The sequence below is a fragment of the Streptomyces lateritius genome (assembly GCF_014649715.1).
Classification (GTDB): Bacteria; Actinomycetota; Actinomycetes; order Streptomycetales; family Streptomycetaceae; genus Streptomyces; species Streptomyces lateritius.
The window spans coordinates 127,746-141,833 of sequence record NZ_BMTO01000013.1 but is presented as its reverse complement, the minus strand read 5'-3'; the positions used below and the strand labels follow the sequence as shown (position 1 = coordinate 141,833).

Below are 14,088 nucleotides of genomic sequence, written 5' to 3'. Positions count from 1 at the left end.
CACACCGCAGGACACGAAAGATCCTCGCGAATGTCACCGTTCAGTCCCAGTTGTGCGGGCGGTGTGCAGGTCGCCGAGGGGGACGAAGGGCTCATCGCAGGGCGGAACCGGCCTTCCACTGTTTCCAGTCCATGTTCCAGCCTCCGAGGCCGTTGTCGGGAGCGACCTTTCGGTCACGGGAGTTGACCACTTCCACCACGTCGCCGATGAGCGTCCGGTCGAAGAACCAGCCCGCCGGGGAGTCGGCGCTGCCGCCCTTCACGTCCCGCAGCCCGACACAGCCGTGACTGACGTTGGCCGTACCGAAGGTGGAGGACGCCGCCCAGTAGTTGCCGTGCAGGAAGGTCCCCGAGTCGGTCAGCCGCATCGCGTGCGGCACGTCCTTGATGTCGTACTCGCCGCCGAAGCCGACCGTCCGGCCGTCCATCCTCGTCACGTCGTACAACTCGGTGACCACCATCTTCCCGTTGTATGTCGTGGTCTTGGGCGCCCCGGCCGTGATGGGCAGCGTCGCGAGCACCTCGCCGTCCCGGCGTACCTCCATGGTGTGCTCGGCCGCGTCGACCAGGGAGACCTGGGAACGCCCCACGGTGAACCCGACCTTCTTGCGCTGGATTCCGTACACCCCCGGCGCGCCCTCGACATCGCGCAGCGCGAGGTCGACGGTCACCCTGGTGCCGGGCTTCCAGTACTCGGCGGGGCGGAAGTCGAGCCGCTCCTTGCCGAACCAGTGGCCGACCACCTCCACGGGCGGCTCGGAGGTGATCCTGATGGCCCGTTCGACGGCCTCGCGGTTCTCGACGGCCCGGTTGAAGCCGAAGGACACGATCATGCCGGTGCCCACAGTGGACCGGTTCTCCGGCTTGAAGTAACCGATGAACCGGCGCTCGGGGACCACGGTGGTGAAGGTGGTGTGCCGGGCGGAGCGCCGGCCGTGCCCGTCGAGCGCCACCGCGTCCACGCTGTACTTCGCGGCCAGCGCGAGCCGGGAGTCCGCGCGCGGCCGCCAGCGCAACCCGTCCGGGCTGATCTCCCCGGGCACCGCCGCCCGCTGGGCGTCCTCGACCTGTACGACCGTGACGCGCTCCAGGCGCCCGCTGTCCACCCTGACCTCGATCGGCCCGTCGGGGGGTACGGCCTTGCTGCCGTCCTCCGGGCTGATTCTGATGACGTCGCCGGGCGCCCGCGCCTTGCCGGGCAACGGGAGGTCCACGCCGCCGTTCCCCGTGCAGCCCGTCAGCCCGGCCGTCAGTCCCGCTGCCACCAGGGCGAGCGTCACCCGCTTCAGTACGTGTTTCACGACCGGCCCAACGACGGCCACCCTCCAGGGGAAACGTGCGTGCGGGTCATGTTGGGAGGACACCAGTCCGGGCAGAACAGGTGGGAGGACTCCGTGCGGGGAGCCGTGGCCGGGGCGCCGCGCTCCGCCGGGCACGGGGCCCGACGAGCCGCGGGAGGCCGACAGGTGGCGAGCGCAGCCGAGCAGAAGGCGGAGGCGGTACGGGACGGCGTGCGGCCCTCCCCTGCCGTGGAACAGGCCGGCCGGCGTGCCGCGCCGGTGGTGTGGCCGGGCGCGCCGACGCCGTTGGGGGCGCGCTGCCGGGTCGGCCCCGACGGGGTGGCGGGCACGAACTTCGCGCTGTGGGCGGGCGGGGCGGAGGCCGTCGAGCTCTGTCTCTTCGACGCCGACGGGACGGAGAGACGGCTGCCGCTGAACGAACTCACCCATGAGATCTGGCACGGTTTCGTGCCGGGGGTGGGCTCCGGGCAGCGGTACGGATACCGGGTCCACGGCCGCTGGGACCCGTGGACGGGGGCCCGCTGGAATCCGGCCAAGCTGCTGCTCGACCCGTACGCCCGGGCCGTGGACGGCGACTTCGCGCTGCCGGCGGAGGTCTACGGTCATGTGCGGGACTGGCCGCAGCAGCATGTGGCCGACACCGTGCGGGACGACCGGGACTCGGCTCCGTTCGTGCCGAAGGGCGTCGTGGTCCATGACGACGACGACTGGTCCGACGACCGCAGGCCGAAGACGCCGTGGCCGGACTCGGTCATCTACGAGCTCCATGTGAGGGGCTTCACCCGGCTGCATCCGGGCATCCCGGAGCCCCTGCGGGGCACCTACGCGGGCCTCGCCCATCCGGCGGCGGTCGAGCATCTCGTACGGCTCGGGGTGACGGCCGTCGAGCTGCTGCCGGTGCACCAGTTCGCGCACGAGGACCACCTGCTGCGGCGCGGACTGCGCAACTACTGGGGCTACAACTCGATCGGCTACTTCGCCCCGCACGCGGGCTACTCCGCCTCGGGGACGGCGGGCCAGCAGGTCGGCGAGTTCAAGAAGATGGTGCGGGCGCTGCACGCGGCCGGCATCGAGGTCATCCTCGACGTGGTCTACAACCACACGGCGGAGGCCGGTGAGCTGGGGCCGACGCTGTCCTTGAAGGGCATCGACAACCGGGGGTACTACCGGCTGCAGTCCGACGCCCGCCGGTACGCCGACTACACCGGCTGCGGCAACACCCTGCACGTCGTCCAGCCACAGGTACTGCGGCTCATCACCGACTCACTGCGCTACTGGGTGACCGAGATGGGCGTGGACGGCTTCCGCTTCGACCTCGCGGCGGCGCTCGCCCGGTCGTTCCACGACGTCGACATGCTCTCCCCCTTTCTCGCGGTCATCGCCCAGGACCCGGTGCTGCGGCGGGTCAAGCTGATCGCCGAGCCGTGGGACGTGGGCAACGGCGGCTACCAGGTGGGCGCCTTCCCACCGCTGTGGACGGAGTGGAACGACCGCTACCGCGACGCGGTACGGGACTTCTGGCGCGGTGCGCTGCCGGACGTACGGGACCTGGGCTACCGCCTCTCGGGATCGAGCGACCTGTACGCGTGGGGCGGCCGGCGTCCGTACGCCTCGGTCAACTTCATCACCGCGCACGACGGCTTCACCCTGCGGGACCTGGTGTCGTACGAGCGGAAGCACAACGAGGCCAACGGAGAGGGCAACCGGGACGGGACGAACGACAACCGGGCCTGGAACTGCGGCGCGGAGGGCGAGACCGAGGATCCCGAGGTGGGCGCGCTGCGGCTGCGGCAGCTGCGCAACCTGCTGACGACCCTGCTGCTGTCGACCGGGGTGCCGATGCTGGTCGCGGGCGACGAGATGGGCCGCACCCAGGGCGGCAACAACAACGCCTACTGCCAGGACAACGAGACGAGCTGGCTGGACTGGTCGCTGCCCGAGGACCCCGGTCGCGCCCAGCTGCTGGCCCTGACCCGCCGGCTGCTGGCCCTGCGCCACCACCACCCGGTGCTGCGCCGGCGCGCCTTCTTCTCGGGACGGCCGCAGGGTGCGGACGGGCTGCGGGACCTGGCCTGGTTCACGGCGGACGGCTCGGAGATGACCGAGCAGGACTGGTACGCGCCCGCGGCCACGCTCGGCCTCTACCTCTCGGGCCGTGACATTCCGGGCCGCGACGCGCGGGGCGAGCAGGTCACCGACGACAGCTTCCTGGCGGTCCTGCACGCGGACCACCGTCCGGTGGAGTTCCGGCTGCCGGCCCCGCCGTGGGCCGAGACGTACGAACTGGTCCTGGACACCTCCCTGGAGGACCAGACCCACGCCCCGGGGACGGAGCACCGGGGCGGTGAGACGGTGACGGTGGCGCCCCGGTCGGTGCTGCTGCTGCGGGTCGGGGGGTGAAGGGGGCGCTCAGGCGCGGCCGAGGATGCCCCGGTCGTAGGCCACCGCGACCGCGGCGGCCCGGTCCTTGGCGCCCAGCTTCCCGTAGATGTGGGTCAGATGGGTCTTGACGGTCGCCTCGCTGATGAAGAGTTCGGCGGCGATCTCGCGGTTGGGGGTCCCCTTGGCGACGAGTTCGAGGACTTCGCGTTCGCGGGCGGAGAGGGCCTGGTCCGCCGGGACGGCGGGGGCGGCGGGTGTACGGACGCGGGTGACCAGGCGGGTCGCGACGGCGGGCGAGAGGACCGTCCGGCCCTCGGCGGCGGCGCGCACCGCCGCGAACAGCTCTTCGCGGGGAGCGTCCTTGAGGAGGTAGCCGGTGGCGCCCGCCTCGATCGCCGGGAGCGTGTCGGTCTCGGTGTCGTACGTGGTGAGGACGAGGACCCGGCTCCGGGCGCCGAGCCGGGCCAGCGCGGCGATGGCCTCGACCCCGCCGCCGCCCGGCATACGCAGGTCCATCAGGACGACGTCGGGGTCCAGGCGCTGGGCGAGCGCGACGGCCTCGACGCCGTCGGACGCCTCTGCGAGGACCTCGAAGCGGGGCCCCGCGGGATCGGGGTCACCGGCGGTGAACATGCCGCGCAAGCCGTCCCGTACGACGGGATGGTCGTCGACGATCAGCAGCGTGATGGTCCTGTGCTCAGCCATGGCGGACCAACGGTACGCGAGCGGAGATCGCCGTTCCCTCGCCGGGGCCGGTCTCCAGGGCGACGGAGCCGGTGAGGCGTTCGGCGCGGGCGCGCATGCCGTCGAGGCCGAACCCGCCGCCGCCGGTCCGGGCGGGGACGGCCGCCGGGTCGAAGCCCATGCCGTCGTCCCGTACGTCGAGGGTGATCTCGTCGCCCATGTACGAGAGGGTGACGCCGGCGCGGGAGGCGCCGGAGTGGCGTTCGGCGTTGGCGAGGGCCTCCTGGGCGATCCGCAGGAGGGTCGCGGCGACCTCGTCGTGGAGGGGTTCCTCGGTGCCGGTGACCGTGAACCGGGCGCTGATGCCGGTGCGTTCGGACCACTGGGCGACGGTCTTCTCCAGCGCCTCGGGGAGGGTGTCGTGCTCCAGGGCGGCCGGGCTGAGGTTCTGTACGGAGCGGCGGGCCTCGCCCAGGCTGTGCCGCGCGAGGTCGGCGGCGCGCTGGAGGTGGACGCGGGCCACGTCCGGGTCGGGGGTGGCGGCGACGACCTGGAGCTGGGCGATGATCCCGGTCAGGCCCTGGGCGATGGTGTCGTGGATCTCGGCGGCGAGGCGCCGCCGCTCGTCGGCCACGCCCGCTTCGCGGGCCTGGAGGAGGAGCTGGGCCTGGAGGGCGGCGTTCTCGTCGCGGGCCCGCTCCAGGCGGGCGTTGGCGCGGGCGAGTTCGGCGAGGGCGGCGGCCCGCTCGGCGGCCTTCTCGGCCTCCTTCGCGCCGAGGTGCGAGAAGCCCACGGCGAGGCCGGCGTTGAGCGCGAACAGACCGCCGAAGCCGATCCACTGGACGACGGAGACGGGTGGCAGGCCACCGGACTGGGAGCCGGCCATGGTGACGGCGGTGAAGAGGAGGCCGGCGCGGGCGGCGTGACGGGGCAGGAGCTGGACGGCGTCGAAGTAGCCGACGCAGGCGTATACGGCGAAGAAGGGGTTGAGCCAGGTGAGGACGAAGGCGAGGGTGGCGCGCAGGGTGAAGTAGACGGCGGAGGCGGGGCCGGGGGCGCCGGGTATGAGCGCGAGAGGGGCGGGGTGACGCGGGACGGCCTCCTCGGCCGTCTCAGCCGTCTCGTCCGTCTCAGCCGTCTCGTCCGTCTCGCCTGCCTCGGCCGCCTCGTCTGTCTCGGCCGGGCGGCGGCGTTGGTGGACGCCCCACCAGAGTTGGAGGAGGAGGGCCGCCGGGACGAGGACGGCTGCCGCGGCCTTCTCCGTACCGTCCATGACCAGGTCCGCCGCGACCGCGGCGACGACCGTGGCGATCCCGAGCAGGCCGTAGGGGCCCCAGCGGAAGAACTGCTGCCAGCGCTCCTCGACCGTCGTCGCCACCCGCGTGCCCTCCCCCATGGACGTGTCACTCCCAGCGGAACCAGCGGGCCGCCGTGGCGGTCAGGACGACCGTCCACAGGGCCATCAGCCCCAGTGGGACCCAGCCGGGCCAGCCGCCGGACGTCGCGGAGTCGAGAGCCTGCGAGGCGGCCCCGTACGGCGTCAGCTGGACGATGTCCCGCAGCGTATCGGGCATGGCCTGCACCGGGACCCAGACCCCGGCGGTGAACATCGTCGGGAAGAAGACGACCGAACCGACGGCCGTGGCGATCTTCTGCGTCCGGGAGAGCGCGCAGACAGCGGCGCCGAGGGCGAGGCCGCAGGCCACCGCGAGCAGCAGAGCAAGGACGTACCCGGCGAGGTTCTCGGGCAGGAGGACGCCGAAGGCGAGCCGGCCGACCGTGACGACGAGGACGGAGGAGCCGAGCGCCGCGGCCGCGTGCAGGACGATCTGGGCGGTGAGGAGCGAGGCGGGGCGGACCGGCGTGGTGGACATCCGGCGCAGGATGCCGCGTTCGCGGTAGCCCGCGAGGACGGGCGGCATGGCCTGGAGCCCCGACATGATCAGGGCGAAGAGGACCGAGACAGGGACGTAGAGGTCGATGACGCGACGGCCGCCGAGGTCGGCGGAGGCCTCGCGGAAGGACGGGATCAGGCCGAGGATCACCAGGAGCACGGTCGGGGAGACCATCATCCAGAACAGGGAGCCCGGTTCGCGGGCGAAGAGACGGGCCTCGGTTCTCAGGACCATGGTGGTGGCGCTCGGGCTCGTCAGCATCTCCGCTCCGCTCGTCGCTGGGCTGCTCATCGCTGGTCGGCTCCTGTCAGGTCGAGGAAGGCGTCGTCGAGGGTGGCGTCGGTGACCCGGAGCTGCTGGACGGTGACGCCCCGGCGGGCGAGGAGGGCGACGAAGGCGTTGACGGTCTCGTCGGTGCCCTCGACGGCGGTCCGGCCGTCCCTGGTCCCGACCGAGACGGCGTGCGGGAGGGCGCGGAGCTCGGCGGGGTCGAGCGGGGTGTGCGCGGCGAAGGAGATGACCTTGGATGCGGTGGCGCGGCCGATCAGCCCGTCGGGGGTGTCGAGGGCGGCGAGCCGGCCGCGGTCGATCACGGCGATCCGGTCGCAGAGCCGCTGGGCCTCCTCCATGAAGTGGGTGACGAGCAGGACGGTGACACCGCCCGCCCGGATGTCCTCGACGAGCGACCAGGTGTCGCGGCGGGCGCGCGGGTCGAGGCCGGTGGTGAGTTCGTCGAGGACGACGGCGCGGGGGTTGCCGACGAGGGCGAGCGCGATGAACAGCCGCTGCTTCTGACCCCCGGACAGCTTCCCGAACCGGGCCTTCAGGTGCGCTTCGAGCCCGAGCCTCGCCACGAGCCCGCGCCAGTCCGCCGGCCGCTCGTAGAACGAGGCGTGCAGTTCCAGCGCCTCACGGACGGTCAGTTTCGTCTGGAGCTCGCTCTCCTGGAGCTGCGCCCCGAGCATCCGGGTGACGTCGTCGTGACGGGTGACGGGGTCGAGCCCGCCGACGCGCACGGTGCCGGAGTCCGGGGTCCGCAGCCCCTCGACGCACTCGACGGTGGTGGTCTTGCCGGCGCCGTTGGGGCCGAGGATCCCGAAGATCTCCCCCTCGGCGACCTCGAAGGAGACGTCGTCGACGACCTTCCTGCCGCCGTAGGCCTTGTGCAGGCCCTGAACTTCGATCATTGCCATGCATCGAGCGTCGCCGCGGAGGTGGTTCCCGGACATCGGCCATCACGCTCGAACCACGATCAACCGATCGGTTGACGGGGAGTACGACCATCCGGCCGCCAGGGGGCCGGCGGCCGGTGCCCGGCCGGACGGAAAACGGGGTGAGCGATGTCGGTGGTGGACCCTAGGCTCGGGACCGATGCCCGGAGAACACGCAGTTGACAAAGACTCCCCCGACCGATCGGCCGTGCGCTCGCTGGCGCGGCTGTGGCCCTACGTACGGCCGGTGCGCGGGCGGTGGGCCGCGGCCGCCGCGGTCGCGATCGTCGCCTCGTGTCTGTCGCTCGTCATCCCGCTCGTCCTGAAGTGGATGGTGGACGGGCCGGTGGCCGAGGGCGATCCGGGCGGGGTGTGGCTCGGGGCGCTGTATCTGCTGCTGCTCGGCGTCGCGGAGGCGTTGCTGTTCGGCTTCCGGCGCTGGCTGGTGGCGCGGCCGCTGGCCGGTGTGGAGGCGCGGATGCGGGCCGATCTGTTCCGGCGTCTGCAGCGGCTGCCGATCGCCTTCCACGATTGCTGGGCCTCCGGTCAGTTGCTGTCCCGCGGCACGACGGATCTGATGCTGGTGCGGATGTTCCTCGCCTTCCCGCTGACGTTCCTGCTGGTCAACGCCGTGACGATCCTGGCCGGTTTCGTCCTGCTGCTCAGCCAGGACTGGACGCTCGGCCTGGTGCTGCTCACCCCCGTGGTCCCCCTCGTGGTGCTGTGCTCGCTGTTCGAGACGAAGTACGCGGTCGTCGCGCGGCAGGCGCAGGACCAGGTGGGTGATCTGACCACGGTCGTCGAGGAGAGCGTCCTCGGCATCCGGATCGTCAAGGGTTTCGGCCGTCACCGCAGCCAGGCGCTCGCCTTCCGGGAGCTGGCAGAGCGGCTGCGCTCCACCGAGCTGGCCAAGGCCCGCCTGCTGGCGGGGATCTGGGCGTTCATCACGGTCGTTCCGGAGCTGGCCATCGGCGCGGCGCTGGTGCTCGGTACCGTCCAGGTCGCCGACGGTGACCTGTCGGCGGGCACGCTCGTCGCCTTCCTGTCGACGGCGCTCGCGCTGCGCTGGCCGGTGGAGTCCCTCGGCTTCCTGCTCGCGATGAGCCAGGAGGCGGCGACGGCGACCGAGCGGTACTTCGAGGTGATGGACGAGCGGGAGGAGACACCGGGGCCCGCGTCGCCCGCGAGCGTGCCCGAGACCCCGGCCCCCGTCGCGGACGGGGTGCGCTTCGAGGGCGTCTCGTTCCGCTACCCGGACGCGCCCGCCGACGCGCCGCCCGTGCTCGACCGGATCGATCTGCACATCCGGCCCGGGGAGACCCTCGCCCTGGTCGGCGGGACGGGTTCCGGCAAGACGACGCTCACCGCCCTCGTACCGCGGCTGCACGAGGCGACCGGCGGGCGCATCCTGCTCGACGGCGAGGACATCACCCTCATGGAGCGAGAGCGGCTGCGCGCCCTTGTGTCGGTGGCCTTCGAGGAGCCGACGCTCTTCTCGGCGAGCGTCGGCGAGAACGTGCTGATGGGGGCTGCGGAGGGGGCCGCCGAGCCCGAGCTGCGGCGGGCGCTCGGCGTCGCCCAGGCGGACCGTTTCGTGGCGGCGCTCCCCGAGGGCGCGGCCACCCAGGTCGGCGAGCAGGGCCTGAGCCTCTCCGGCGGACAGCGCCAGCGTCTCGCGCTGGCGCGCGCGGTCGTGGGGCGGCCCCGCTTCCTGGTCCTCGACGATCCGCTCTCGGCGCTCGACGTGCACACCGAGGCGCTGGTGGAGGCCGCCCTGCGCGAGGTCCTGCGGGACACGACCGCCCTGGTCGTGGCGCACCGCCCGTCGACCGTGATGCTCGCGGACCGGGTCGCGCTCCTGTCGCAGGGGCGGATCGCCGCGGTGGGCACCCACCACGAACTTCTGCGCGCCAACGCCGAGTACGCCTGGCTGATGTCGGGCGAGGGTGCGGGCGAGGGCGACGGCGAGACGTACGGCAAGGGGAACGAGGAACGATGACGGACGCGACCACGGACCCCTTCGACCGGGACGATCTGCCCGTGGCCCCGGGGGCCACCGGTTCCCTGCTGCGGTCGCTCCTCCGGGCGCACCGCGCTCGCGTCGCGCTCGCCGCGCTGGTCCTGCTGCTCCAGCAGGCCGCCGTCCAGGCCGGTCCGCTGCTCGTGGCGTACGCCATCGACCGCGGCGTCCCGGCGTTCCGGAGGGGCGACCACGGCCCCGTCGTGGCCGTCGCCGTCGGCTACCTGCTGTGCGCGGCGGCCGCCGCTCTCCTCCAGTACGCCTTCGTCCGCGGCGCCGCCCGGATCAACCAGGACGTGCTGCTCGATCTGCGCGGCCGGATCTTCCGCCACGCGCAGGCGCTCAGCGTGGACTTCCACGAGCGGTACACCTCCGGCCGGCTGATCTCCCGTTCCACCACGGACGTGGAGTCTCTGCGCGAGCTGCTCTCCGAGGGGCTGCAGGAGCTGATCGGCGTCGTCCTCGCCTTCGTCTACATCGCGGCGCTGCTGCTCTGGCTGGACCTGGGCATCGGCGGGGTGGCGGTGGCCTCCTTCGTCCCGCTCTATCTGCTCGTACGGCTCTACCAGCGGCGGGCGGCCGTGGTCTTCGCCGAGCGGTCCACCGCCATCGCGGGCGTGATCGTGAAGTTCGCGGAGACGATGAACGGGATCCGGCCGGTGCGGGCCTTCCGCAGGGAGCGGGCCAACGACGCCGTCTTCGCGGAACTCAACCACCGGCACGAGCGCAGCAACGGGGACGCGCTCCTGGAGATGGCCCGCTATGTCGTCGGCTCGCGGCTCGTGGCGAACACGGCGGTGGCGGGGATGTGCCTGTGGGGCGCGTACCGGGTGGCCGGCGGGACGCTGGCGCTCGGCGTGCTGGCGGCAGCCGTGCTGTACATGCGGCGGCTGTACGACCCGATCGACCGGCTCGGCATGTTCCTGAACTCCTACCAGTCGGCGGCCGCCTCGCTCGCCAAGATCGCGGGCCTGCTGGCACAGGAGCCCGGTGTCCCGGAGGCCGTCGCGCCGCGGGAACTCCCGGCCGCCCGGCCGGGGATCCCGGGCCGGGAGGTGGTCTTCGAGGGGGTGCGCTTCGCCTACCGGACCGGTGGTGAGGTGCTGCCCCGGTTCGACCTGAGCATCCCGGCGGGGCAGACGGTGGCGGTGGTCGGCTCGACGGGCGCGGGCAAGTCGACGCTCGCCAAGCTGCTGGCCCGCTTCTACGACCCGACGGAGGGGCGGGTGCTGCTGGACGGGGTCGACGTGCGGGACCTGTCGACGCCGGAACTGCGCCGGGGCGTGGTGATGGTGACCCAGGAGGCCTTCCTGTTCTCCGGCACAGTGGCGGAGAACATCGCGATCGGGCGGCCGGACGCGACCCGCGAGGAGATCGAGCACGCGGCGAAGGCGATCGGGGCGCACGACTTCATCGCGGGGCTGCCGGACGGTTACGACACGGACGTACGGAAGCGGGGCGGGCGGATCTCGGCGGGCCAGCGGCAACTGGTCGCCTTCGCCCGCGCGTTGCTCGCCGACCCGGCGGTCCTGATCCTGGACGAGGCGACCAGTTCGCTGGACGTGCCGGGGGAACGGGCGGTGCAGCGGGCCATGGACACGGTTCTCGCCGGCCGGACGGCGGTCGTGATCGCGCACCGCCTCTCGACGGTCGAGATCGCGGACCGCGTCCTGGTGATGGAGGACGGCCGCGTGATCGAGGACGGCGCCCCGTCGGACCTGGTGACCGGCGAGGGCCGCTACGCGGACCTCCACCGCGCCTGGCGGGACAGCCTGGTGGGCTGAGGCCGGGGCCGAGGACGGCATCGCCGAGCTGTGGACGGCGGCGCCGAGGACCGCCAGGCCGAGTGCCCCGCCCCGTTCCTGGCCCGATGCGAGGACCGCCGCCGTCGGGCCGGCCCGCTCCGGCGGGCGCGGCGATCATGACGCCCAGGATCCACGGCTGGGCGCTCGGGGTGGAGGTCCGCGCTGATCGAGGGGATGGCGAAGTGGACGCGCCATCGGTGGACGGCCCGGGCGATGGCGTCGTTCACGCGGCCGGTCGCGTCACCGAAGGCGACGGCGTACCTGGAGTGGATCCCCGGGGCGCCGCGCGGTACGTCCCTGACCCCGTTCGAGAAGATCCAGACCCATCTGGTGATCTCCCGATGAGTCCAAGGGCTGGGCATGGCCGAGGAGTTGGAGGAGCACACGCGTCAGGCCAACGGGATGTCGGACGGGGAGTGGACGGACCGGAACGAGCCACGGTCCGACGCGATCTCGGCGGGGGCTCGTAGCCCCTGTTCACCAGCCTCACCGAGGGCACGGACTTCGACCTCGGCCTCGGAACGCTCTTCGAATTCGGGCTCCGGCGAACGCTGGACGGCATCGCGGTCATGATCGGGGAAACGTCCGGCGAAACGTCCGCTTAACGAACACGGCCTTTCGGGCAGCGGACGATTTCCGGCCAACTTGTTGACGCGCTCCTGACAGGGAGCGTTCACGGCTGCCACTCTCTCCCCCGGTTCCTCGCACCAGAGTTCGCGCTTCACGAGTACGTGCTCCACAGCTCTGTTTGCTCCGCCCGGGCCGACCCACCCAGTGGTCCGGTACCCCCCTCGCAAAAGGAGTCTGCGTGAGATCCACGCCCAGCCGTCGCGCCACCGCGACCGGCGCTCTGATCGCTGCCGCCGCCATGATCGCCGTCACCGTCCAGACGGGTTCCGCCGCCGCGGACGACCCCTGGACCAGCGCCCCGAAGGCCCAGGCCGGCATCGCGGCCAACCCCGGCGCCCTCCCGGCCGACCTCTCCCCCGCCCAGCGCACCGCGCTGATCCGCGCGGCCGACGCCGACAAGGCGGCGACCGCCAAGGCCCTCGGCCTCGGCGCGCAGGAGAAACTCGTCGTCCGTGACGTCGTCCAGGACCGCGACGGCACGACCCACACGCGCTACGAGCGCACGTACGCCGGACTCCCCGTCCTCGGCGGCGACCTCGTGGTCGCCGAGACCAAGGCCGGACAGACCCGCGGGGTCACCAAGGCGTCCCGCGCGGAGCTGAAGAACGTCGACCTGAGCGCCGACGTCGCCCCGGCCGCCGCCGAGAAGCAGGCGCTGGCCGAGGCGAAGGCAGAGGGCGCGGACAAGGCCGCCACCGAGCGGGCCCCGCGCAAGGTCGTCTGGATGGCCCAGGGTTCGCCCGTCCTCGCGTACGAGACCGTCGTCGGCGGCCTCCAGCACGACGGCACCCCGAACGAGCTGCACGTCGTCACCGACGCCACCACCGGCGAGAAGCTCTACGAGTGGCAGGCCGTCCACACCGGCACCGGCAACACGCAGTACGCCGGCCAGGTCGCCCTCGGCACCAGCGGCACCGGTCCGTACACGCTGACCGACGCCGCCCGCGGCAACCACAAGACGTACAACCTCAACCGCGGTACGTCCGGCACCGGAACGCTCTTCTCCGGCTCCGACGACGTCTGGGGCGACGGCACCCCGCAGAACCTGGAGACCGCGGGCGCCGACGCCCACTACGGCGCCGCGCTCACCTGGGACTACTACAAGAACGTGCACGGTCGCAACGGCATCCGCGGTGACGGTGTCGCCCCGTACTCCCGGGTCCACTACGGCAACGCGTACGTCAACGCCTTCTGGCAGGACACCTGCTTCTGCATGACGTACGGCGACGGCTCCGCCAACGCCAAGCCGCTGACGTCCATCGACGTGGCCGCGCACGAGATGACGCACGGCCTCACCTCCAACACCGCCCGCCTGGTCTACAGCGGCGAGTCCGGCGGTCTGAACGAGGCGACCTCCGACATCTTCGCGGCGGCCGTCGAGTTCCACGCCAACAACGCCCAGGACAAGGGCGACTACCTGGTCGGCGAGAAGATCGACATCCGCGGCAACGGCACCCCGCTGCGCTACATGGACAAGCCGAGCAAGGACGGCTCGTCCAAGGACGCGTGGTACTCGGGCATCGGATCGATCGACGTCCACTACTCCTCGGGCCCGGCGAACCACTGGTACTACCTGCTCTCCGAGGGCAGCGGCGTCAAGACGGTCAACGGCGTGAACTACGACTCGCCGACCTCCGACGGCCTGCCCGTCACCGGCATCGGCCGGGACAAGGCCTCGCTGATCTGGTTCAAGGCGCTCACCACCAAGTTCAGCTCGAACACCAACTACGCCGGTGCCCGCACCGGTACGGTCGCGGTGGCCACCGAGCTGTACGGCGCCGGCAGCGCCGAGGTGAAGGCGGTCGAGCACGCGTGGGCCGGCGTCAACGTGGGCTCCCGCCCCGGCGGCGGCGACCCGGGCACCGGCAAGATCTTCGAGAACACCGCCGACGTCTCCATCCCGGACAACGGCGCCGCGGTGACCTCCACGGTCAACGTCACCGGTGTCACCGGCAACGCGCCCGCCACCCTCAAGGTGGACGTGGACATCATCCACACCTGGCGCGGTGACCTGGTCGTCGACCTGCTCGCCCCGGACGGCTCGGTCTACAACCTGAAGCCGTTCTCGTCCTCGGACTCGGCCGACAACGTGAAGGCCACGTACACGGTCAACGCCTCCAGCGAGGTCGCCAACGGCGCCTGGAAGCTCCGCGTCCAGGAC

Annotated in this window: 11 protein-coding genes; 5 read left to right on the top strand and 6 right to left on the bottom strand. The window is 72.2% G+C overall.

Going from position 1 to position 14,088, the window contains the following annotated elements; all coding sequences use genetic code 11:
- Positions 1-91 precede the first annotated feature (91 nt).
- Positions 92-1,300 (bottom strand): L,D-transpeptidase, encoded by a 1,209-nt coding sequence (locus IE136_RS25335; RefSeq protein ID WP_229819124.1) that lies wholly within the window; start codon positions 1,298-1,300, stop codon positions 92-94.
- Between the two features lie 165 nt (positions 1,301-1,465).
- Between IE136_RS25335 and glgX the strand changes: the two genes are divergently transcribed.
- On the top strand, positions 1,466-3,700 hold the full coding sequence (glgX, locus tag IE136_RS25330) for a glycogen debranching protein GlgX (protein ID WP_189601500.1): 2,235 nt from the start codon (positions 1,466-1,468) through the stop codon (positions 3,698-3,700).
- Between the two features lie 9 nt (positions 3,701-3,709).
- Here glgX and IE136_RS25325 read toward each other — a convergent pair whose 3' ends face one another.
- The 4 genes from IE136_RS25325 to IE136_RS25310 are packed head-to-tail and all read right to left on the bottom strand — an operon-like array spanning position 3,710 to position 7,454.
- Complete coding sequence (locus IE136_RS25325; RefSeq protein WP_189601499.1) at positions 3,710-4,387, bottom strand: response regulator; 678 nt, start codon at positions 4,385-4,387, stop codon at positions 3,710-3,712.
- Positions 4,380-5,762: a sensor histidine kinase gene (locus tag IE136_RS25320; protein ID WP_189601498.1), complete on the bottom strand. Its 1,383-nt coding sequence runs from the start codon at positions 5,760-5,762 to the stop codon at positions 4,380-4,382. The genes IE136_RS25325 and IE136_RS25320 overlap by 8 nt, the downstream gene beginning before the upstream one ends.
- 7 nt (positions 5,763-5,769) lie before the next feature.
- Positions 5,770-6,552 carry an ABC transporter permease gene (locus tag IE136_RS25315; protein WP_158990659.1) on the bottom strand — a complete coding sequence of 261 codons (783 nt, stop codon included), beginning with the start codon at positions 6,550-6,552 and terminating at the stop codon, positions 5,770-5,772.
- Positions 6,549-7,454: an ABC transporter ATP-binding protein gene (locus IE136_RS25310; protein WP_158990657.1), complete on the bottom strand. Its 906-nt coding sequence runs from the start codon at positions 7,452-7,454 to the stop codon at positions 6,549-6,551. The genes IE136_RS25315 and IE136_RS25310 overlap by 4 nt, the downstream gene beginning before the upstream one ends.
- A gap of 178 nt (positions 7,455-7,632) precedes the next feature.
- Here IE136_RS25310 and IE136_RS25305 point away from each other — a divergent pair, with 178 nt between their 5' ends.
- The 3 genes from IE136_RS25305 (at position 7,633) to IE136_RS25295 (ending at position 11,642) form a co-directional block, all read left to right on the top strand.
- Complete coding sequence (locus tag IE136_RS25305) at positions 7,633-9,471, top strand: ABC transporter ATP-binding protein (protein ID WP_189601497.1); 1,839 nt, start codon at positions 7,633-7,635, stop codon at positions 9,469-9,471.
- Positions 9,468-11,276, top strand: a complete 1,809-nt coding sequence (locus IE136_RS25300; protein ID WP_158990653.1) for an ABC transporter ATP-binding protein — start codon at positions 9,468-9,470, stop codon at positions 11,274-11,276. The genes IE136_RS25305 and IE136_RS25300 overlap by 4 nt, the downstream gene beginning before the upstream one ends.
- A 195-nt stretch (positions 11,277-11,471) precedes the next feature.
- The gene (locus tag IE136_RS25295; protein ID WP_158990651.1) at positions 11,472-11,642 is read left to right on the top strand and encodes a hypothetical protein; all 171 of its coding nucleotides are present in this window, start codon (positions 11,472-11,474) and stop codon (positions 11,640-11,642) included.
- A gap of 44 nt (positions 11,643-11,686) precedes the next feature.
- On the opposite strand, the gene IE136_RS25290 is transcribed toward IE136_RS25295, so the two are convergent.
- Positions 11,687-12,022, bottom strand: coding sequence for a hypothetical protein (locus IE136_RS25290; protein ID WP_158990649.1), 336 nt, complete (start codon positions 12,020-12,022; stop codon positions 11,687-11,689).
- 83 nt (positions 12,023-12,105) lie between these two features.
- On the opposite strand from IE136_RS25290, the gene IE136_RS25285 reads away from it, so the two are divergent.
- Positions 12,106-14,088, top strand: a 1,983-nt coding sequence (locus IE136_RS25285) for a M4 family metallopeptidase (protein WP_189601496.1), incomplete at its 3' end; no start/stop codon positions are given.